A 19872-nucleotide genomic window follows, 5' to 3' on the forward strand; every position below is an offset into this window, starting at 1 on the left:
CCGCACGGCCCGGCGCCCGGGCCGTCCGGGCGGGGCCGTCGCGGCCGTGACCGACGGCGGGCCGGGCAGAGGATCCTCGGCCCGGCCCGCCGGTCTTCACTGTGTCGCGGTTCAGCCGCGCTGGATGCCCGAGGTGTCGCTCAGGACGCCTCGGCGGCCGTCCTGCGTCTGGGCGATCAGCGTGGCCGGGCCGCGCTGCTCCACGGCCAGGTACCAGGTGCCCGGGGCGAGTTCGGCGATCGGGGTGGGGGAGCCGTCCTCGGCGAAGAGGGGGCGGGCCACCGGGACCGCGAACCAGAACGGGGTGAAGTCCGCGGCGGGCGTCGGCGCCGGGGCCTGGTGGCCCGCGTCGTGCTGGCCGGGCGCGGGCGCCGGGTGGCCGCCGTACGGCGGGACCGGCTGCGGGGTGGCCCCGTACGGCTGCTGCTCACCCGGGTAGCCGTAGCCGCTGCCCGGCTGGGGCTGGCCGCCGTACGGCGGGACCGCGGCGGGGCGCGCCTCGGGCAGGAGCGGCCCGGCGAGCGCCGGGACCTTCGCGCCGGCGACGGCCACACCGGCCAGGATCAGCGTGGCGAGCAGGGAGATGATGGCGCCGGCGCCGAGGTCGACGCTGCTCGGGCAGGTGATCAGCGACCACAGCGAGGACCACGCGGCGGAGACGGCGAGCACGGTGCCCCACGCCGTCAGCGGCAGGCCGAGGACCTTGCGGGTCTCGGGCTGGAAGCGGCCGGCCACGAGCAGGCCGGCGGCGATGAATCCGAGCAGGAAGACGCTGGGCAGCACCAGCCGGTAGGCGTCGGTGTCCCAGGCGCTCGGGAGGTCGCCGCCGGTGGCGGAGTAGAAGTCGAGGAACGAGGCGATGAACAGCAGCACCGCTGCTCCGATCACCACGCCGTCGCCTCGTGTGAGGGAGCGGATGTTCACGTCTCAGGTGTCCTTCTCGGTATCGGTCGTCTCGTGGTGCCGCGGTCGCAGACCAGGCCTGGAGCGGGGCGGGCGGCACCATGGTACGGACGTCTGCCGCGACCGAGGGGGTCGGGTCGACGAGCGGTCCCGGTGGGACTCCCGCCGCACCTACCCGCCGAGGAACCCGACGATGCCGTCCGCGATGCCCTGGGCCGCCTTCTGCCGCCACTCCGGACTCGCCATCAGCGCCGCGTCCTTGGCATCACGCATGTTGCCGCATTCGACGAACACCTTGGGCTGTGTTGACAGGTTCAGGCCGCCGAGGTCGTCGCGTACGACCAAACCGGTGCCCCCGCCGAGATAGTTGGCGGGCGAGGTGCCGGTGGTCCGGGCGAAGTTCCCGGCGATCCGCTCGCCCAGCAGCCGGGAGGGTCCGACGATCTTCGCGGTGTCGGCGCCGCCCCCCTTCACCTCGGCCGGGAGGATGACGTGGAAGCCCCGGTTCCCCGAGGACACGCCGTCCGCGTGGACGGAGACCACGGCGTCGGCCTTCGCCTGGTTGCCGATGCGGGCACGCTCGTCGATGCACGGCCCCCACGGGCGGTCGGCCCGGTGGGTGAGGGCAACGTGCACGCCCCGCGCCTCCAGGATGCCTTGCAGCCTGAGCGAGACGTCGAGCGTGAACTCGGCCTCCATGTAGCCGGAGTTGGTGGTGGTGCCCGTGGTGTCGCACTCCTTGCTGTTCGTGCCGATGTCCACGTGCTCGTTGATCTCTTCGGTGTGCTGGAAGTTGCCCGTGTTGTGGCCGGGGTCGATGACGACGGTCCGGCCCGCCAGGCCCTTGGCGGGGGCGGCGTCGGGCGTCGGGGCGTCGGCCGCGGGCGTCGACGCGGCCGGGGCGGCGGCCCGCGGACTGCCGGCCGGCCCCACGCGCGGCTTCGCGTCCTGCCCCCCGGCCCCGGCCCCGGCCAGGGCCTGGGTCAGTACCCAGCCCGCCAGGCAGGCCGGGGCCAGCGCCGCGACCGCGACGACGAGGGTGGAGCGTCGGGTGAACCAGGGCCGCTCCGGGGAGGCCGGCGGGGCGGACTCGGGGGGCGGGGGGATGTCGTCGTTGCGCACGCGGCGATGCTAGACCGGGGCCCTCCGCAGGCCGCGGACTCGGCCATTGGAGGGCGTGGTGTGCTTATCGGACCGCAGCGACGCGCCCGCGAGGTGCCGTGCCGGGCGCCGCGACGCGGTGAACCTTTCCGGTCACGGCGCTAGATACCGGCCCCGGTGCGGCGCAGGACACGCAGTGAGTCGGTGACCGACACCTCCTCGAAGGCGCCGGAGGCCAGCGCGCGCCGGTAGACCCGGTACGGGGCCTGGCCGCCGTCCGCCGGGTCCGGGAACACGTCGTGGATGACCAGAATGCCGCCCGGGGCCAGGTGCGGGGCCCAGCCCTCGTAGTCGCCGGTCGCGTGCTCGTCCGTGTGCCCGCCGTCGATGAACACGAGGCCGAGCGGCCCGCCCCAGGCTGCCGCGACCTGCGGGGACCGGCCGACGATCGCGATCACGTGGTCCTCCAGACCCGCCCGGTGGAGGGTGCGGCGGAAGGTGGGCAGGGTGTCCATCAGCCCGACCTCCGGGTCCACGACCGCCGGGTCGTGGTACTCCCACCCGGGCTGCTGCTCCTCACTGCCGCGGTGGTGGTCGACGGTGATCGCGGCCACCCCCGCCTCGCGGGCGGCGTCGGCCAGCAGGATCGTGGAACGGCCGCAGTACGTCCCGACCTCCAGCAGCGGCAGCCCGAGCGCCCCGGCCTCGACGGCGGCCCCGTACAGCGCGAGCCCCTCGCGCACGGGCATGAACCCCTTGGCCGTCTCGAAGGCGGCGAGGGTCTCCGGCTTGGGGGTGGCGGCCATGTGTTCCTCCGGGCGGTACGCGTGTGTGGCGGCCCATGCTGCCCTACCGCCGGGTAGCGGCCCAGAGCGGGTCAGCCGCGGGATGCCGGGCACCGCGCCCGCACCGTCCCGCACCGCCGCCCCCGTACTCGGTGGCCGGGAGAGGTGGGGCTCCTCCTCGACACCCGTGCGGCCTAGCACTTCCTCGATGGGTGCCGGTCTACGCCTGTTGCTGCCGGGACGGGTGCGCGTGCCGTGGTACGGCATATCAGAGGCCAATTCGGGCCATGATCGCGAAAGGTGGGGCCTGTGTCTCAGGAGCGACGCAAACCCGGGCAGAGGCTGCGGCTGCCGGTGAAGGCGGCCCTGCCCGGCCGCCATCCGCACGAGGACAGGACGCCCGTCACCGACCGGGTGGTCTTCGGTGTGGCGGCCGTGCTGACCCTGGGCTTCGTGATCTGGGGCGCCACCGCCACCAGCAGCCTGGAAAGCGTCTCCGACACCCTGCTGAACGGCCTGATGCACAACGGCGGCTGGGCGTTCGTCCTGGTCGCCTCGGGCTTCGTCGTCTTCGCGCTGTGGCTCGCCGTCAGCCGCTACGGCCGGATCGAGCTGGGCCAGGAGCACGAGAAGCCGGAATTCAGCACCGTCTCCTGGGTCGCCATGATGTTCAGCGCCGGCATGGGCATCGGCCTGATGTTCTACGGCGTCAGCGAACCCCTCGCGCACTACACCACCCCGCCGCCCGGCACCGACCCCGCCGACTCGGCGGACGCCATGCAGACGGCGCTCGCCACCACGCTCTTCCACTGGACGCTGCACCCGTGGGCCATCTACGCCGTGGTCGGCCTGGCCATCGCGTACAGCACCTTCCGGCGCCGCAGGCGGCAGACGATCAGCGCCGTCTTCGTCCCCCTCCTCGGGGCGAAGCGGGCCGAGGGCGCACCCGGCCGGGTGATCGACATCCTGGCCATCTTCGCCACGCTGTTCGGATCCGCCACGTCCCTGGGGCTCGGCGCGCTCCAGATCGGCAGCGGCATGCACGAGGTGGGGTGGCTGGGCAGGGCCGGGACGGGGCTGCTCGTCACCATCATCGCCGTGCTGACCGTCTGCTTCGTCTTCTCCGCCGTCTCCGGCGTGGAGAAGGGCATCCAGTGGCTCTCCAACATCAACATGGTGCTGGCCCTCGTCCTCGCGGCCTTCGTGTTCGTCGTCGGCCCCACCATCCTGGTCCTCGACTTGATCCCCACCTCCCTCGCGGCCTACTTCGACGAGCTGCCCCAGCTGATGGGCCGCACCGAGGCGTCCACCGGCGGCGGTGACGTCGCCGACTGGCTGAGCAGCTGGACGGTCTTCTACTGGGCCTGGTGGATCTCCTGGACGCCCTTCGTCGGCATGTTCATCGCCCGTATCAGCCGGGGCCGGACGATCCGCCAGTTCGTCGGCGGCGTCATCCTGGTGCCCAGCACCGTGAGCCTGGTCTGGTTCGCCGTCTTCGGCGGTACGGCCATGCGGCTCAAGGAGCAGGGCAAGCTCGCCGACGCGACCACGCCCGAGGCGCAGCTCTTCGGCGTGCTCCAGGAGTTCCCGGTGGCCGGCGTGATGAGCCTGCTCGTGATGGTCCTGGTCGGCATCTTCTTCGTCTCCGGGGCCGACGCGGCGTCGATCGTGATGGGCACCCTCTCCCAGAGGGGCTCCTTCGAACCGGCCCGGTTCGTCGTCATCTTCTGGGGCGTGGTCACCGGCGGTGTGGCGGCCGTGATGCTGCTCGTCGGCGAGGGCAAGGGCGACGCCCTCGCGGGCCTGCAGCACTTGACGATCCTCGTCGCCGCCCCGTTCGTGCTGGTGATGATCGGCATGTGCTGGGCGCTCCTGCGGGACCTCCGGCGGGACCCGCTGATCGTCCGCGTCGAACTCGCCGAGGAGGCGGTGGAGGAGGCCGTGATCGCGGGCCACGAGAAGTACGCGGGCGGGTTCGAGATCCGCATCGGCCCCGCGCAGGACGCGACCCCGGGGAAGGACGCGGCCCCCGGCAAGGACGCGGCCCCCGGGAAGGGCAAGGGCGACCGCGAGCACCCCGACACCCCGCCGCCCCCGGCCTCCTGACGGCCGCACCGGCCCCCCCGTCGCGCCGCCCGCCCGGGCGGGTCCCGGGGCGGGGCCGGTGCCCGCCGGGCGGCCGGGAGGAACACCCGCATCTGACCTTCCGTCAGAATGGAACGTGTTCTAGTCTGCCGCGCATGGGCATCGGAATCACTGCGGAACAACGGGAGTTGGCCGAAGCCGTGCGCGGCTGGGTGGCGCGGGCCGCGCCGCCCGAGGATGTGCGCAAGCTGCTCGACACGCCGCCGCGGACGGGGGCGCGGCCCGCCTACTGGGACGCCATGACCGCGCAGGGGCTGCTGGAACCGCACCTGGAGGGCGGGACCCTGCTGGACCTGGCCGTCGTCGTCGAGGAGGCCGCGCGGGCCGCGCTGCCCGGGGCGTACCTGCCGAGCGCGCTGGCCTCCGTACTGCTGGACCGGGCCGGGGCCGACCCCCTGGCGGGCCGGGTCGGCGCCGTCGCCCTGGGCCCCGGCGCGGTGACCGCCGCGGCCGTCGGGGGCGGCGGGTACCTGCTCGACGGCCTCGCGCCCCCGGTACTGGGCGCCGGCGAGGCCGATGTGGTGCTGCTCGCGGCGGAGGCGGCGCACGGCACGGGCTGGTTCGCCGTGGACGCCGCCGCGCTGCACATCCGTACGCAGGAGAGCGCCGACCCCACCCGCCCCACCGCCGAGGTCCGGGCGCGCGGGGTCGCCGTGCCGGCCGGCCGGCTGCTGGAACTGGACGCGGCCCAGGTCCGGGACCTGGCCTGCACGCTCTTCGCCGCCGACGCCTGCGGCACCGCCGCCCGGGCGCTGCACACGGCCGCCGAGTACGCCAAGGTGCGCGAGCAGTTCGGCCGGCCCATCGGCCGGTTCCAGGGCGTCAAGCACCTGTGCGCGGACATGCTGGTCCGGCTGGAGCAGGCCCGGGCCCTGGCCTGGGACGCCGCGAACAGCGCCGACGAGCCCGCCGAGGTCCGCTCGCTCGTCGCCGCGCTCGCCGCCGGGACCGCGCTGGACGCCGCGTACTCCTGCGCCAAGGACTGCATCCAGATCCTCGGCGGCATCGGCTTCACCTGGGAGCACGACGCGCACATCTACCTGCGCCGGGCCGTCGTCGCCCGCCAGCTGCTGGGCCCCGGCGACGGGCACCGGGCGCGCGCGGTGAGGCTCGCGGCGGCCGGAGCCCGCCGCGAGCTGCGCCTGGAGCTCCCCGCGGAGGCCGAGGCCTACCGTGCGGGGGCCCGCGCCGCCATCGGGGACGCGGTCGGCCTCGACGCGGCGGCGGCCCGGCGGATCCTGGCCCCCACCGGCTACGCCGCCCCCCACCTGCCGCCCCCGTACGGACTGGGGGCCGGGCCGGTCGAGCAGCTCGTCGTCCAGCAGGAGCTGCGGGCGGCCGGGGTGAAGCTCGCGGACCTGGGGATCGCCACCTGGGTCGTGCCCTCGCTGATCGCCTACGGGACGGCCGCGCAACGCGAGGCATACGTACTGCCCACCCTGCGCGGGGAGCTGACCTGGTGCCAGCTCTTCTCCGAGCCGGGCGCGGGATCGGACCTGGCCTCGCTGCGAACCCGCGCGGAGCGCACCCCGGACGGCGGCTGGCGGATCAACGGGCAGAAGGTGTGGACGAGTTCCGCCCACTGCGCCGACTTCGGCATCCTGCTCGCCCGTACCGACCCGGACGCGCCCAAGCACGCGGGCCTCGGCTACTTCGTCGTCGACATGCGCCGCACCCCGGGCATCGACGTCCGGCCGCTCAAGGAGATCACCGGCGAGGCCCTCTTCAACGAGGTGTACTTCGACGACGCGGACCTCCCCGCGGACGCGCTGGTCGGCGCCGCGGACGACGGATGGCGGGTGGCCCGCAACACCCTGGGCAACGAGCGGGTCCACATGGCGGACCAGATGTCCTTCGACACCGGCCTGGAAGCGCTGATCGCCCGCTCCGCCGAACTCGACGGCGCGTACCGGGCGCGGATCGGGGCGCTGGCGGCCGAGGCGCACGCCCTGGCCTGCATCGGACTGCGCACCACGCTCCAACGGGTCTCGGGGCTGGAGCCGGGCGCGGGCGCCTCCGTGCGCAAGCTCGTCCAGACCCCCCACCAGCAGCGCACCGCCGAACTCGCCCTCGAACTGCTCGGGCCGGCGGGCGCGGTGCGGGAGGGAGCGGGGGAGCGGGCGGTGCACGGGATGCTCATGTCCCGCTGCCTCACCATCGCCGGCGGCACCACGCAGGTCCAGCTCAATGTCGTCGCCGAGCGCATTCTCGGCCTTCCGAGGGACTAGGGACTGAAGGGACACCAGGGGCATGAAGTCGTACATCGTGGGCGTCGGCATGACGAAGTTCGAGAAGCCGGAGTCGCGGGACTGGCAGTACTGGGACATGGCGAAGGAGGCCGGCGCCGCCGCGCTCGCCGACGCGGGGGTGGAGTACGGGCTCGTGGAGCAGGTGCCGGCCGGCTACTGCTTCCAGGCCTCCACGGCCGGCCAGCGGGCCGCGTACGAGCTGGGGCTGAGCGGGGTCCCGGTCTACAACGTGAACAACAACTGCGCGACGGGATCCACGGCGCTGATGATGGCGCGGCAGTTCGTCGAGGGCGGGATCAGTGACTGCGTGCTCGCGCTGGGCTTCGAGAAGATGAAGCGCGGCGCGCTGGGCGGCGGTGCGGACGGCGGCGACTTCGCGACGTCACCGGTCGCCCGGCACTACGGGATCATGGCCGAGGGCCACGGCTTCGAGATGTCGCCGCCCACCGCGCAGATCTTCGGCAACGCGGCGCGCGAGCACATGGAGCGGTACGGGACCACGGCCGCGCAGCTGGCGGCGGTGGGCGCCAAGAACCACCGGCACTCGGCGAACAACCCGAAGGCGCAGTTCCAGGACGTGTACGGGGTGGAGGAGGTCCTCGCATCGAAGCCGATCCACGAGCCGCTGACCAGACTCCAGTGCTCCCCGACCTCCGACGGGGCGGCGGCGGCCGTGGTGGTGTCGGAGCGGTTCCTGGTCCGGCACGGGCTGCACGGGAAGGCGGTCGAGATCGTGGGCCAGGCGATGACGACGGACACCGAGGCCTCCTTCTCCTCCGGCTCGTGCATCGACGTGGTCGGCAAGCCGATGACGGCGGCGGCGGCCCGGCAGGCGTACGAGGCCTCGGGGCTCGGGATCGAGGACGTGGACGTCGTGGAGCTGCACGACTGCTTCTCGGTCAACGAGCTGCTGACCTACGAGGCCCTCGGCATGTGCGCGGACGGCGCCTCGGGGAAGCTGGTGGAGAGCGGCGCGACCACGTACGGCGGCCGGTGGGTGGTGAATCCGTCCGGCGGGCTGATCTCCAAGGGGCACCCGCTCGGCGCCACCGGGCTCGCGCAGGCCGCCGAACTGGTGTGGCAGCTGCGCGGGGAGGCGGGCGCGCGGCAGGTGGCCGGGGCGCGGACCGGGCTGGCGCACAACATCGGGCTGGGCGGCGCCGCGGTGGTGACCCTGCTGCGGAGGTAGGCGGCGCACGGAGGCGGGGCGGCGCGGGCGCCGGTGCCGGGCGGGGTCGGTGTCGGGCGGGCCGGTGCGTCGCGCCCCGGGCGGCGGGCCGGTGCGGAGGCCCGGTGCGCCGCGCCCCGGCGTCGCGCCCCGGTGCGGAGGGCCGGCCTCCGCCTGCCCCGTCGATCCCCCCGGAACGGCGGGGCGGGCGGATGCCGCGGCGGCGGTCACGGCGCGTCGAGCGCCGGATCCACCACCGTCTCGCCCGTGGAGGCGCGCCGGACCGCGTCCGCCAGCTCCTCGATCGGGCCGTCCCGCAGGACCAGCCCCGCCGCACCGGCGGCGAGGACCGCGTCCCGCAGGCCCGGGTGCGCCGATCCCGTCAGGACCAGCACCCGGCACTCGGGATCGTCCGCGAGCAGGGCCCGTACCGTGTCGGCCTCCTCGACCAGGGCCACCGCGGGCCGGGCCGTCGGGGACGCGACCACCTCGATGTCCGGCTGGAGACCGAGCCGGAGCGCCAGGGGCGGATTCGGCGGGTCGACCAGGACTCGAAGGGAGCGGGTCGGACGGTGATTCGCGGGCATTTCCTCCACGGGGCCAGATTAGTGCCCCGCGCTCCGGTTTGGCCACAACTCGGGCCGCAACACGCGTACCGCGACACAGATCTGACGTTGAGTCAGCGCTCTTCCCAACTGCTGGGACGTGCGTTATACATTTCCCTCACCGGCCTAGAACGCGTTCTAGAACCGGTCCGCGTGCGACCTCGGTGCGGTCGACGGTGCGGACGTCCGCACCGAGGTCTTCCAAGGCAGCGCTTCTTCGAGACAGGGAGCAGCACCCCCATGCCGATCGATGCCGCCAGGGCCCTCGCCGCCGAACCCCGCCAGGGGGACATCGGCTGGGACCACAAGGACATCCAGCTGTACCACCTCGGCCTCGGCGCGGGCCTGCCGGCCACCGACCCCGACGAGCTGCGCTACACCCTGGAGTCCAAGCTCCACGTCCTGCCCAGCTTCGCGACCGTCGCCGGCGCCGGCATGGCCATGCTGGGAGGCCTCGCCGCCCCCGGGATCGAGGTCGACCTCGCGTCGGTCCTGCACGGCGGCCACTCCATCGAGCTGCACCGGCCCATCCCCGTCAAGGGCCGGGCCACCTCCACCTCCAAGGTCGCCGCCGTCTACGACAAGGGCAAGGCGGCGGTGATCGTGCTGCGCTCCGAGGTCGCGGACGGCGACGGACCGCTGTGGACCAGCGACGCGCAGCTGTTCGTCCGGGGCGAGGGCGGCTTCGGCGGCGAACGCGGCCCGTCCGTGCGGGAGGGACGGCCCGACCGCGCCCCCGACCGCACCGAGGAGCGCGCGATCCGGGAGGAGCAGGCGCTGCTCTACCGCCTCTCGGGGGACTGGAACCCGCTGCACGCCGACCCCGAGTTCGCCAAGCTGGCCGGCTTCGACCGGCCGATCCTGCACGGCCTGTGCTCGTACGGCATGACCCTGAAGGCCGTCGTCGACACGGCACTCGGCGGGGACGTGTCCAGGGTCCGGGCCTACCGCACGCGCTTCGCCGGGATCGTCTTCCCCGGCGAGACGCTGCGCATCCGGATGTGGCAGGAGCCCGGCCGCGTCCTGGTCGCGGTGACCGCCGCGGAACGGGACGATGCGCTGGTCCTGGCCGACACCGTCGTCGAGCACGCGTAACCAGCACCACGCGCCACCCCGACCGACAGAAGGAGCCGCACCGTGCGCGCAGCACTGCAGAGCGAGATCGGCCAGGACAAGCTGGAAGTCGTGGACGACATGGAGGCCGTGGGCCTCGGTCCCGGCAAGGTGAAGATCCGCGTCAAGGCCACCGGCCTGTGCCATTCCGACCTGTCCGCGATGAGCGGCGTCCTGCCGCAGCCCGCTCCCTTCATCCCCGGGCACGAGGGCTCCGGAGTGATCGCCGACGTCGGTGACGGCGTCACCGGCCTGGCGCAGGGCGACCGGGTCCTCGTGTGCTGGCTGCCCCCGTGCGGCCAGTGCCCGGCCTGCAAGCGGGGCCAGGGCCACCTGTGCCTGGCGAGCCTGGTCAACGCCGGCACCCCCAACTTCCGGCGCGCGGGCGGGGACATCTTCGGCTTCGCCGCGACCGGCACCTTCGCCGAGGAACTCGTCGTCGACGCCAAGTGCGCCGTGCCGATCCCCGACGACGTGCCCTTCGACATCGCCGCCCTGATCGGCTGCGGGGTCACCACCGGCCTGGGCGCCGCCATCAACACCGCCGAGGTCCAGGCGGGCTCGTCCGTCGCCGTCATCGGCTGCGGCGGGGTCGGCATATCCGTCATCCAGGGCGCCAAGGTACGGGGCGCCGCGCAGATCATCGCCGTGGACCCCGTCGAGTCGCGGCGCGAGGCCGCCCTGCGCTTCGGCGCCACGGAGGCGGTCTCCCCGGACGCCTTCGACGACGCCAGGAACCGCGTCACCGGCGGCGAGGGCTTCGACTACGTCTTCGAGGTGGTCGGCAAGTCCGCCACCGCGCAGACCGCGTACCGGATGACCCGCCGCGGCGGCACGGTCTGCGTGGTCGGCGCGGGCGCGCTCGACGACACCTTCCAGATCGACATGTTCTCGCTGTTCTTCGACGAGAAGAGGATCCTGCCGTCGCTGTACGGGGGCGGCGACGTCCTGCGTTCGTACGAGCGCACCATCGCGCTGTGGCGGGCCGGCCGGATCGACCTGGAGGGCCTGATCACGCACCGGGTGCGGCTCGCGGAGGTCAACGACGCCCTCGACCAGATGCGCACGGGCACGGCGCTGCGCACCTGCATCGAGATCTGACCGGCGTCGGCCCCCACCCCGCCCACCGCACCGCGCATCCCACGGGACCGCGTCCCGCCGACCGCTTCGAGAGGAATCCGGTACATGTCGCTCCCACTTGAGGGACTCTCCGCCGTCGTCACGGGCGCGGGCCGCGGGCTCGGCCGGGCCGAGGCGGTCGAACTCGCCCGGCTCGGCGCGAGCGTGGTCGTCAACGACTTCGGCCAGCCCGGCCGGGACGGTTCCGGGGAGGCCTCGGCCGCCCCGGCGGAGGAGGTCGCCGCGGAGATCCGCGCGGCGGGCGGGCAGGCCGTGGCGCACCTGGGGGACGTGGCCGACTTCGAGCAGGCCCGCGAGCTCGTGGAGCTCGCGGTACGCAGCTTCGGGAAGCTCGACATCCTGGTCAACAACGCGGGCATCCTGCGCGACCGGATGGTCTTCTCGATGTCGGAGGCGGAATGGGACTCGGTGATCCGGGTCCACCTCAAAGGCCACTTCAACACCACGCGCTTCGCGTCCGCGCACTGGCGGGAGCGTGCCAAGGCGGCGGGCGGTCCGGTCTACGGTCGGATCGTCAACACCTCCTCGGAAGCCTTCCTCGGCGGGTCGGCCGGCCAGCCGAACTACGCGGCGGCCAAGGGCGGCATCGTGGGCCTGACCACCTCGACCGCGCTGGCCCTGGCCAAGTACGGAGTGACGGCCAACGCCATCTGCCCGCGCGCCCGCACCCGGATGACCGAGGACGTCTTCGCCGGCTTCGAGGTCCCGGAGGAGGGCCGGCTCGACGCCCTCGCCCCCGAGCACGTCTCCCCGCTCGTGGCCTACCTGGCCTCCCCGGCCTCGGCGAAGGCCAACGGCCAGCTGTTCGTCGTCCACGGCGGGATCGTGGTCGTGATGGAGCGCCCCAGGGTGGCGGCCAAGTTCGACACCACCAAGGAGGCGTTCTCCTACGAGGAGCTCGACGAGGTGCTGACCCCGCACTACGACGGCCGCCCGGCGAACGAGACCTTCGCGGCGACGGAGGTCCTGGGCCTCAAGCACGGCTAGGCCGCCCGCCCGGCAGGATCCGCGGGAGAGGGCCCGGGACGACTGCGGGTTCAGACCGAGGCGAGCGGGGCCTGCTGCAGCGGTACCGGGCGCGGCGCGGCGGGCGCGGGGGCGGGGGCGGGCGGGTCCAGGCGGACCGGGGGCGCAGGGCAGACGGGCAGGGCCGTCCCGAGGATCCCGCAGGGCACCTCGGGTGTCGTGTACGGGAGGTGCAGCCTGCCCTGCGCGGTCCACAGCCCCGTCCCGCCCAGCCAGCCCACGGGCGCGGCGAGGCGCACCACGTGCCGGTCGGCCGGGCGCCACAGGCCGATGACGCCCTCGGACAGCCGCAGCGCGACCCCGCAGGACTCCGGCATCAGCGCCTGGCCCGGCTGCACGGCGAAGGGCGTGGCCGCGGCCCCCTCGGCGCGCAGGCACTCCGGGAACCGCACCGGCAGCGAACTGCCCAGCACTCCCCAGCCCAGCCGGAGCTCGCCCGGGGCGTCGGAGCGGATCAGCAGCAGTCCGCTGTCCGCGTCGGCCAGCAGCAGCCGGTCGTCACTGTCCTCCGTGATCTGGAGCAGCGGGGAGACCTCGCCGCCGCGCCCCAGGTCCACGGCGACCGCCTTGACGCCGCCGTCGAGCTCGCGGTCCAGTGCCAGCAGCCGGCCCGCCCGGTCGAGCCAGACGCCGCCGGAGCAGCGCCCCGGTACGGAGGCGACCCGCTGCGGTCCGGAGCCGGTGCCGGGGCCGGTGATCCGCCACAGCGTGCTCGCGGTGTCCGCGGCCGCCAGCGCGTAGGCCCCCGTACCGTCCGGCGCCGGCGGCAGCAGGCGGACCCGCAGGCCCTCTTGCGCCCCCACCGAGCCCAGCTGGAGCTCCCCGGTGCGGGGACCGTCCGCCGCGCCGCCCGTCGGGTAGAGCAGGGCGAAGGCGTGCCGGTCGGCCACCCGCCGGTGGATGAGCACCCGGCCGTCGGCCAGCGGCAGCAGCTCGCTGTCGGCCTCCTCGGGCTGTGCGAGGGGCAGCGGCACCGCGTACGGCTCGGGCCCGTCCAGGGTCCAGCGCTCCGCGTAGCGCGCCTCGCCGTCGCCGGCGAGCCTGGCCGCGTACGACCCGTCCGCGGCGATCGTGAACGGGGCCGTGGTCGTCATTCCGGTGGCACAGACAGTCATCCGGGCCGTCACCTCCGGGCAGGAAGGTACTTTTCCCGCCTCCGCCCGACCGGCATGAACAACTCCGCTTCACACATACGGGTGGCCGGGCGGCGGTTCGTCCGTGGCGGCCGGGGCGGCTGTGCTGTGCGCCGGCGGGGGGAGCGGGCCCCGCGGGGCCGTCCTGACCGGGACGGTCGCACCGGACGGTAGCCTTGGGCCGTGCCCCGTCTCTCTGAAGTCATCGCCGCGCTGGACGCTCTCTGGCCCCCCTCGCGGGCCGAGCAGTGGGATGCCGTCGGCACCGTCTGCGGCGACCCCGACGCCGAGGTCACCCGGGTGCTGTTCGCCGTCGACCCCGTCCAGACGATCGCCGACGAGGCGGTGAAGCTGGGCGCAGACCTGATCGTCACCCACCACCCCCTCTACCTGCGGGGCACCACGACCGTCGAGGCCGGCACCTTCAAGGGCCGCGTCGTGCACACGCTGATCAAGAACGACATCGCGCTGCACGTCGCCCACACCAACGCCGACACCGCCGACCCCGGCGTCTCCGACGCCCTCGCGGGCGCCCTCGACCTCCGGATCACCGGCCCGCTGGTCCCCGACCCCGGCGACCCGGCGGGCCGCCGGGGCCTGGGCCGGATCTGCGAGCTGGACCGGCCCGAGACGCTGCGCGAGTTCGCCGCCCGCTGCGCGGCCTGGCTGCCGCCGACCGCGCAGGGCATCCGCGTGGCCGGCGACCCCGACGCGATGATCCGCCGCGTCGCCGTCAGCGGCGGCTCCGGCGACAGCCTCCTCGCGCAGGTCCGCGCCGCGGGCGTGGACGCCTTCGTGACGGCCGACCTGCGCCACCACCCGGTGTCCGAGGCCCGCGAGCAGAGCCCGCTCGCCCTCGTCGACGCCGCCCACTGGGCCACCGAGTGGCCCTGGTGCGAGCAGGCCGCCGCGCAGCTCGACGCGATCTCCGAGCGCCACGGCTGGGGCCTGCGTACCCATGTCTCGCGCGCGGTCACCGACCCGTGGACGGTGCACGCGCCGTCCGACGTTTCCTCACCTTCCTCTTCTATCTCAGGAGCCCCCAACTGAACGCCGAGCCCGCCGACCAGATCCGACTTCTCGACATCCAGGCCCTGGACGTCCGGCTGTCTCAGCTCACCCACAAGCGCAAGTCGCTGCCCGAGCACACCGAGGTCGACTCGCTGGCCAAGGACCTCACCCAGCAGCGCGACCTGCTCGTCGCCGCCCAGACGCAGGCGAGCGACGCCGCCCGCGAGCAGACCAAGGCGGAGCAGGACGTGGACCAGGTGCGCCAGCGCGCCGCCCGCGACCAGGCGCGACTGGACTCCGGCGTGGGCGTCTCGGCCCGGGACCTGGCGAACCTGCAGAGCGAGGTCGTCTCCCTCGCCAAGCGCCAGGGCGACCTGGAGGACGTGGTCCTGGAGGTCATGGAGCGCCTGGAGGCCGCGCAGGAGCGCGTCACCGAGATCACCGAGCGGGTCGCCGCGACGGAGACCAAGCTGACCGACGCCACCGCCCGCCGCGACGCCGCCACCGGCGAGCTCGACGCCGAGGCCGCCCGGATCGCCAAGGACCGCGAGGTCATCGTGGCGTCCATGCCGACCGACCTGATGGCCCTGTACGAGAAGATCCGCGTCAAGCAGGGCGGGGTCGGCGCCGCGCGCCTCTACCAGCGCCGCTGCGAGGGCTGCCGGCTGGAGCTGGACCTGGCCGATGTGAACGAGATCAAGGCCGCGCCCCGCGACCAGGTCGTCCGGCACGAGAACTGCGGCCGCATCCTCGTCCGTACGGCCGACTCGGGCATCTGATGCCGAGGTTTGTCGTCGAGGCGGACGGCGGATCCCGGGGGAACCCGGGGCCCGCCGGCTACGGCGCGGTCGTGCTGGACCCGGCGACGGGCGAGACCCTGGCCGAACGGGCCGAGTTCATCGGCGTCGCGACGAACAACGTGGCGGAGTACAAGGGCCTGATCGCCGGGCTCCGGGCCGCCCGCGAGCTTGCCCCGGACGCGGCGGTCCTGGTCCGAATGGACTCCAAGCTGGTCGTCGAGCAGATGTCGGGCCGCTGGAAGATCAAGCACCCCGACATGAAGCCGCTGGCCGCCGAGGCCGCGAAGATCCTCCCGCGCGAGCAGGTGACGTACGAGTGGATCCCCCGGGAGCGCAACAAGCACGCGGACCGGCTCGCCAACGAGGCGATGGACGCGGGCAGGCGCGGCCGGCAGTGGGAGCCGTCGGACTCCTCCGCCGTGTTCGCGGCTCCGTCCGGACCGGTCGGGGACGCCGCGGCCGGGGCCGCGGCCGTACGGGCCGCGCTGGCGGCCTCCGGCCGGGGCGTGCGCGCGCCCGAGCCGCTCCTCACGGAGACGCCCGACGCGCTGTTCCCCGAGGCCGACGCACTGTTCCCCGCGGCCGACGCGCTCGCCCCGGCGTCCGCACCCCGGCCGCCCGCCGCCGTCGTCGCACCCGCCGTCGCCCCGGCGGCCGGTACGGGCACCGGCGCGACGGCAGAGGCCGCCGCCACCACCGGCGGCGCGGGCGGGCAGGGGTGGGGCCCCGACATGGGGGAACCCGCCACCTTCATGCTGCTGCGCCACGGCGAGACCGCCCTCACCCCGCAGAAGCGATTCTCCGGCAGTGGCGGCAGCGACCCCGAGCTGTCCCCGGCCGGGCTCCGCCAAGCCGCCGCCGCGGCCGAGGCGCTGGCCGCCCGCGGCGACGTCCGGGCGGTCGTCAGCTCGCCGCTGCGCCGCTGCCGCGAGACCGCGCGGGCCGTCGCCGACCGCCTGGGCCTGCCTGTCACCGTCGACGAGGGCCTGCGCGAGGTCGACTTCGGCGCCTGGGAGGGCCTGACCTTCGCCGAGGTGCGCGAGCGCTTCCCCGACGACCTCCAGGCCTGGCTGGACTCCCCCGAGGCGGCCCCCACCGGCGGCGGCGAGAGCTTCGCGACCGCCACCCGCCGTATCGCGGCCGCCCGCGACCGGCTGGCCGCCGCCCACGCGGGCCGCACGGTCCTGCTGGTCACCCATGTGACACCGGTCAAGATCCTGGTCCGCCTGGCGCTGGGCGCCCCGCCGGAGGCACTGTTCCGCATGGAGCTTTCCGCGGCCTCCCTCTCGGCGGTGGCCTACTACGCGGACGGCAACGCCTCGGTCCGGCTGCTGAACGACACCTCGCACCTGCGGTAGGACGCCCGGAACGCACGTAACCCCCGCGCGGGACGCGGGGGTTACGGTGAGGAACAGGCGGCAGACGAGCCGGCCTGTACGCCGGGTTCTGTCACCCGGTGACCTCGCGGTCGCCGGGGAGACGGCCATCCATCTAGGACCGGTGTTGCCACCGGCCTCGTGCGGTCTACCCGCGAACTCGGGCGGGCAGCCCTCGATCGTTCGCGCAGACCCGTCCGGGGACGGGTCCTCTTGACCTTGCTCCGGGTGGGGTTTACCTAGCCGCCTGGGTCACCCCAGGCGCTGGTGGTCTCTTACACCACCGTTTCACCCTTACCGGGGACCGAGGTCCCCGGCGGTCTGTTTTCTGTGGCACTGTCCCGCGGGTCACCCCGGGTGGGCGTTACCCACCACCCCGCCCTGTGGAGCCCGGACGTTCCTCGGCGGGATCCGAGGATCCCGACGCGGCCGCCCGGCCGACTCGTCTGCCGTGGTGACCATGCTACCCGGGCCGCCGACGCGCCTGGACCCGTCCCGCGCCGGCCCGCGTCACTACACGGCGGTGAAGAGGACCTTCGCCGTGCCCGGGTCGGCCGCCGTCAGCCGGACCGGGATCCGCTCGCCCAGCGGAAGTTCCCGCGCGGCGGACTCGACGCGGCCGACCACTGCCGGATCCGCCAGGTGGACCGTACCCACCAGCGGTTCGCGCTCCTTGATGTCGATCACGGTGGCCTCGAAGGTCTCCCCGACGCGGTCCTTCAGCACGGCGGCCTCGACCAGGTCCACGCACTCGCGCTCCACCGTGTTCGCGGCGCGCGTCCCCTCCGCCATCTCCCGCGGCAGCGATTCCAGCGCCTCCACCGCCCACCGCGGCGGCTCCGCCCCCGCCACCGCGGCCAGGCACAGCTCGCCGCTGTAGCGGTCGACGAGGCGGCGCAGCGGGGCGGTGCAGTGCGCGTACGGGGCCGCCACCGCGGCGTGGATCGCCGGGTCCGGGATCTCGCCGCCCGCGAAGACGGTGTAGCCCGCTCCGCGCAGCAGGGCCGTGCACTCCTGGAGGAAGGCCGCGTGGGCGGGCCGGTGCGGGTCCAGGGAGCGTACGAGTTCCGCGTACGGGACGTGGTGCGGCCACTCGATGCCCAGGGCCTTCGCCGCCCGGCGCAGCCTGGCGACGGCGCCGTCGGGGGCGCTGGGGAGGGTGCGCAGGATGCCGGTCCCGGTGGCGAGCATCAGATCGGCGGCGGCGATGCCGGTCATGAGGGAGATCTGCGCGTTCCAGCCGTCGGCGGGCAGTGGGGCGCGGTACTCCAGGCCGTACGCGCCGCCGTGCTCCACCACCTCCTGCTCCGGCACGTTCAGTGAGATGCCGCCGCGCTCGCGCTCCAGGGCCTCGCGGAGCCGGCCGATGTCCGCGAGCAGGGCGAGGGGCTCCTCCGCCGTGCCGGTGTCGATGGCCTTCTGGACGCCGTCGTAGTCGAGTTTGGCGCGGCTGCGGACGAGGGCCCGGCGCACGTCGGTGGTCTCGACGCGGCCCTCGGCGTCCAGGTCGAGCTGCCACAGCAGCGCGGGCCGGGTCTCGGCGGGCAGCAGGCTGGCCGCGCCCTCCGAGAGGACGGCCGGGTGCAGCGGGACCCTGCCGTCGGGGAAGTAGAGGGTGGTGACGCGGCGGTGGGCCTCCGCGTCGAGGGCGCCGCCGGGTGCGACGAACGCGGCGACGTCGGCGATGGCGTAGTGCACCCGGTAGCCGCCGGGCCGTCGGGCCAGGTGCATGGCCTGGTCGAGGTCGACGGAGGACGGCGGGTCGATGGTGAAGAAGGGCAGGTCGGTCGCGTCGGCCGCAGGCAGCCGGGGCTCGCGCGCGGCCCGCTCGGCCTCGGCGAGCACCTCTGGGGGGAATTGCGCTGGTACGCCCAGCTTCGTCCGCAGTTCACGCAGCGCGGCCCGCAGGGAGGCCCCGTCTGCGCCGGTCATGTGCATAGGACGGCGTGGCATGGACCGAGCCTAGGGCCGCGGGGCCCGCGATGCGCGGCGGACGGGCGCAGAGGGGCGGCGGAGGGGTACGGCGCCGGCCGGCCGGGCGGGCGGACGGCGTCGGGGCGGCCGCCGGGCGCCGTCTACCCTGGGCCAGGGGCCGCATCCCCTGCGACGTGCCGTACTGAAGGAGAACACCGTGCTCGTGCTGCTGCCGCCGTCCGAAGGAAAGGCCGCCGGCGGCTCCGGCGCACCGCTGAAGCCGCAGGAACTGTCGCTGCCCGCCCTCGCCCCGGCACGCGCGGCGGTGCTGGAGGAACTCGTCGAGTTGTGCGCGGCCGACGAGCTCAAGGCGCGCGAGGTACTGGGCCTGAGCGAGGGGCTGCGCGGCGAGGTCGCCAAGAACGTGGAGCTGCGGACGGCCGCGGCCCGTCCGGCGGGCGAGATCTACACGGGCGTGCTGTACGACGCGCTGGGCCTGGCCGACCTGCCGCCGCGGGTGCGTGAGCGCGCCGACGCCGCGCTGCTGGTCTTCTCGGGGCTCTGGGGCGCGGTGCGCGTCACCGACCGGATCCCGTCGTACCGCTGCTCGATGGGCGTGAAGCTGCCGGCGCTGGGGGCGCTCGGCGCGTACTGGCGCGGGCCGATGGCGCAGGCGCTGCCCGAGGCGGCCGGGGACGGGCTGGTCCTGGACCTGCGGTCGTCGGCGTACGCGTCGGCGTGGAAGCCGAAGGGGGAGGCGGCCGGGCGGACGGCGACGGTGCGGGTGCTGCACGCGCAGACGGTGGACGGGGTGGAGAGGCGTTCCGTGGTGAGCCACTTCAACAAGGCGACGAAGGGGCGGCTGGTCCGGGACCTGCTGCTCGCGGGGGCGGAGCCGGGGTCGCCGGGGGAGCTGGTGACGGCGCTGCGGGATCTGGGGTACGTGGTGGAGGCGGAGGCGCCGGTGAAGGCCGGGCGGGCGTGGGGGCTGGACGTGGTCGTGACGCGGATTCACTGACGTGGTGTCGGGGGCGGGTCCCGCGGGTGGGGGCCGGTGCGGGTGCCGCTGCGCGGAGCTGGTCCCCGCCCCGCCCCTTCTCCGTTTCCCGGGGCTCCGCCCCGGACCCCTCCACAGCGCTCCGCGCCCGCGCCTCAAACGCCGGCGGGGCTGGTAGGGCGGCGCTGCGCGCGCCCGCCGCCGAGCGTCGGCGCGGGGCTGGTGGGGGCTCGCGCCCGCGCCTCAAGCGCCGGCGGGGCTGGTAGGGCGACGCTGCCCGCGCCCGCCGCCGAGCGTCGGCGCGGGGCTGGTGGGGGGCGCCGGCGGGGGCGGCTCCGCGCCTGCGCCTCACACGCCGGCCGGGCGGGGGTGCCGGGGTGCGGGGGGGAGGGGTCAGCGGCCCCCG

The 19872-nt window shown here is 74.7% G+C and carries 16 protein-coding genes and 1 other RNA gene; 10 read left to right on the forward strand and 7 right to left on the reverse strand.

Annotated features, from left to right (window positions below; all coding sequences use genetic code 11):
* Positions 1 to 111: 111 nt before the first annotated feature.
* The 3 genes from ACFWUQ_RS26725 to ACFWUQ_RS26735 all read right to left on the reverse strand — a co-directional run bounded on the left by ACFWUQ_RS26725 (position 112) and on the right by ACFWUQ_RS26735 (position 2810).
* The gene (locus tag ACFWUQ_RS26725) at positions 112 to 924 is read right to left on the reverse strand and encodes a hypothetical protein (protein WP_384542922.1); all 813 of its coding nucleotides are present in this window, start codon (positions 922 to 924) and stop codon (positions 112 to 114) included.
* Between the two features lie 150 nt (positions 925 to 1074).
* On the reverse strand, positions 1075 to 2025 hold the full coding sequence (locus tag ACFWUQ_RS26730; protein WP_384542925.1) for an N-acetylmuramoyl-L-alanine amidase: 951 nt from the start codon (positions 2023 to 2025) through the stop codon (positions 1075 to 1077).
* A 140-nt stretch (positions 2026 to 2165) separates the two neighbouring features.
* Entirely contained in the window at positions 2166 to 2810 is a 645-nt protein-coding gene (locus ACFWUQ_RS26735) for a class I SAM-dependent methyltransferase (protein ID WP_384542928.1), read from the reverse strand.
* 327 nt (positions 2811 to 3137) lie between these two features.
* Between ACFWUQ_RS26735 and ACFWUQ_RS26740 the strand changes: the two genes are divergently transcribed.
* From ACFWUQ_RS26740 to ACFWUQ_RS26750, 3 genes are all read left to right on the forward strand, one after another.
* Positions 3138 to 4895 (forward strand): BCCT family transporter, encoded by a 1758-nt coding sequence (locus ACFWUQ_RS26740; RefSeq protein ID WP_384542962.1) that lies wholly within the window; start codon positions 3138 to 3140, stop codon positions 4893 to 4895.
* A 134-nt stretch (positions 4896 to 5029) separates the two neighbouring features.
* The gene (locus ACFWUQ_RS26745) at positions 5030 to 7162 is read left to right on the forward strand and encodes an acyl-CoA dehydrogenase (RefSeq protein ID WP_384542931.1); all 2133 of its coding nucleotides are present in this window, start codon (positions 5030 to 5032) and stop codon (positions 7160 to 7162) included.
* Between the two features lie 22 nt (positions 7163 to 7184).
* Positions 7185 to 8372 (forward strand): beta-ketoacyl synthase N-terminal-like domain-containing protein, encoded by a 1188-nt coding sequence (locus ACFWUQ_RS26750; RefSeq protein WP_384542934.1) that lies wholly within the window; start codon positions 7185 to 7187, stop codon positions 8370 to 8372.
* 206 nt (positions 8373 to 8578) lie between these two features.
* On the opposite strand, the gene ACFWUQ_RS26755 is transcribed toward ACFWUQ_RS26750, so the two are convergent.
* Positions 8579 to 8938 carry a DNA-binding response regulator gene (locus ACFWUQ_RS26755; RefSeq protein WP_384542965.1) on the reverse strand — a complete coding sequence of 120 codons (360 nt, stop codon included), beginning with the start codon at positions 8936 to 8938 and terminating at the stop codon, positions 8579 to 8581.
* A 258-nt stretch (positions 8939 to 9196) separates the two neighbouring features.
* Between ACFWUQ_RS26755 and ACFWUQ_RS26760 the strand changes: the two genes are divergently transcribed.
* The 3 genes from ACFWUQ_RS26760 to ACFWUQ_RS26770 all read left to right on the forward strand — a co-directional run bounded on the left by ACFWUQ_RS26760 (position 9197) and on the right by ACFWUQ_RS26770 (position 12196).
* Positions 9197 to 10051: a MaoC/PaaZ C-terminal domain-containing protein gene (locus ACFWUQ_RS26760; RefSeq protein ID WP_384542937.1), complete on the forward strand. Its 855-nt coding sequence runs from the start codon at positions 9197 to 9199 to the stop codon at positions 10049 to 10051.
* A 42-nt stretch (positions 10052 to 10093) separates the two neighbouring features.
* Positions 10094 to 11170, forward strand: a complete 1077-nt coding sequence (locus ACFWUQ_RS26765; RefSeq protein ID WP_384542940.1) for a Zn-dependent alcohol dehydrogenase — start codon at positions 10094 to 10096, stop codon at positions 11168 to 11170.
* 84 nt (positions 11171 to 11254) lie between these two features.
* Positions 11255 to 12196: a 3-oxoacyl-ACP reductase gene (locus ACFWUQ_RS26770; protein ID WP_384542942.1), complete on the forward strand. Its 942-nt coding sequence runs from the start codon at positions 11255 to 11257 to the stop codon at positions 12194 to 12196.
* Between the two features lie 50 nt (positions 12197 to 12246).
* Here the strand turns inward: ACFWUQ_RS26770 and ACFWUQ_RS26775 are convergent, their stop codons facing one another.
* Entirely contained in the window at positions 12247 to 13329 is a 1083-nt protein-coding gene (locus tag ACFWUQ_RS26775; protein WP_384542946.1) for a hypothetical protein, read from the reverse strand.
* A gap of 222 nt (positions 13330 to 13551) precedes the next feature.
* Here ACFWUQ_RS26775 and ACFWUQ_RS26780 point away from each other — a divergent pair, with 222 nt between their 5' ends.
* From ACFWUQ_RS26780 to ACFWUQ_RS26790, 3 genes are read left to right on the forward strand one after another with little or no spacing between them, the layout of a single operon-like run.
* The gene (locus ACFWUQ_RS26780; RefSeq protein ID WP_384542949.1) at positions 13552 to 14418 is read left to right on the forward strand and encodes a Nif3-like dinuclear metal center hexameric protein; all 867 of its coding nucleotides are present in this window, start codon (positions 13552 to 13554) and stop codon (positions 14416 to 14418) included.
* The gene (locus tag ACFWUQ_RS26785; protein ID WP_384542968.1) at positions 14415 to 15158 is read left to right on the forward strand and encodes a zinc ribbon domain-containing protein; all 744 of its coding nucleotides are present in this window, start codon (positions 14415 to 14417) and stop codon (positions 15156 to 15158) included. Before ACFWUQ_RS26780 ends, ACFWUQ_RS26785 begins: the two co-directional genes overlap by 4 nt.
* The gene (locus ACFWUQ_RS26790) at positions 15158 to 16537 is read left to right on the forward strand and encodes a bifunctional RNase H/acid phosphatase (protein WP_384542952.1); all 1380 of its coding nucleotides are present in this window, start codon (positions 15158 to 15160) and stop codon (positions 16535 to 16537) included. The genes ACFWUQ_RS26785 and ACFWUQ_RS26790 overlap by 1 nt, the downstream gene beginning before the upstream one ends.
* Before the next feature lie 61 nt (positions 16538 to 16598).
* On the opposite strand, the gene rnpB is transcribed toward ACFWUQ_RS26790, so the two are convergent.
* Together rnpB and ACFWUQ_RS26800 are read right to left on the reverse strand one after the other, a co-directional pair.
* Positions 16599 to 17000: RNase P RNA component class A (gene rnpB, locus ACFWUQ_RS26795), an RNA gene on the reverse strand.
* A gap of 68 nt (positions 17001 to 17068) precedes the next feature.
* Positions 17069 to 18508, reverse strand: coding sequence for an RNB domain-containing ribonuclease (locus ACFWUQ_RS26800; RefSeq protein WP_384542956.1), 1440 nt, complete (start codon positions 18506 to 18508; stop codon positions 17069 to 17071).
* Between the two features lie 178 nt (positions 18509 to 18686).
* Here ACFWUQ_RS26800 and yaaA point away from each other — a divergent pair, with 178 nt between their 5' ends.
* Positions 18687 to 19487: a peroxide stress protein YaaA gene (yaaA, locus tag ACFWUQ_RS26805; protein ID WP_384542959.1), complete on the forward strand. Its 801-nt coding sequence runs from the start codon at positions 18687 to 18689 to the stop codon at positions 19485 to 19487.
* The last annotated feature ends 385 nt before the right edge of the window (positions 19488 to 19872 follow it).

Origin of the sequence: Streptomyces sp. NPDC058662 (assembly GCF_042716255.1) — a bacterium.
GTDB lineage: Bacteria > Actinomycetota > Actinomycetes > Streptomycetales > Streptomycetaceae > Streptomyces.

Excerpts from the sequence above, each read along its gene's own strand:
- ACFWUQ_RS26735 (WP_384542928.1), bottom strand. The coding sequence starts at position 2,810 with ATGGCCGCCACCCCCAAGCCGGAGACCCTCGCCGCCTTCGAGACGGCC.
- ACFWUQ_RS26745 (WP_384542931.1), top strand. The coding sequence starts at position 5,030 with ATGGGCATCGGAATCACTGCGGAACAACGGGAGTTGGCCGAAGCCGTG.
- ACFWUQ_RS26750 (WP_384542934.1), top strand. The coding sequence starts at position 7,185 with ATGAAGTCGTACATCGTGGGCGTCGGCATGACGAAGTTCGAGAAGCCG.
- ACFWUQ_RS26755 (WP_384542965.1), bottom strand. The coding sequence starts at position 8,938 with ATGCCCGCGAATCACCGTCCGACCCGCTCCCTTCGAGTCCTGGTCGAC.
- ACFWUQ_RS26760 (WP_384542937.1), top strand. The coding sequence starts at position 9,197 with ATGCCGATCGATGCCGCCAGGGCCCTCGCCGCCGAACCCCGCCAGGGG.
- ACFWUQ_RS26770 (WP_384542942.1), top strand. The coding sequence starts at position 11,255 with ATGTCGCTCCCACTTGAGGGACTCTCCGCCGTCGTCACGGGCGCGGGC.
- ACFWUQ_RS26775 (WP_384542946.1), bottom strand. The coding sequence starts at position 13,329 with ATGACGACCACGGCCCCGTTCACGATCGCCGCGGACGGGTCGTACGCG.
- ACFWUQ_RS26790 (WP_384542952.1), top strand. The coding sequence starts at position 15,158 with ATGCCGAGGTTTGTCGTCGAGGCGGACGGCGGATCCCGGGGGAACCCG.
- ACFWUQ_RS26800 (WP_384542956.1), bottom strand. The coding sequence starts at position 18,508 with ATGCCACGCCGTCCTATGCACATGACCGGCGCAGACGGGGCCTCCCTG.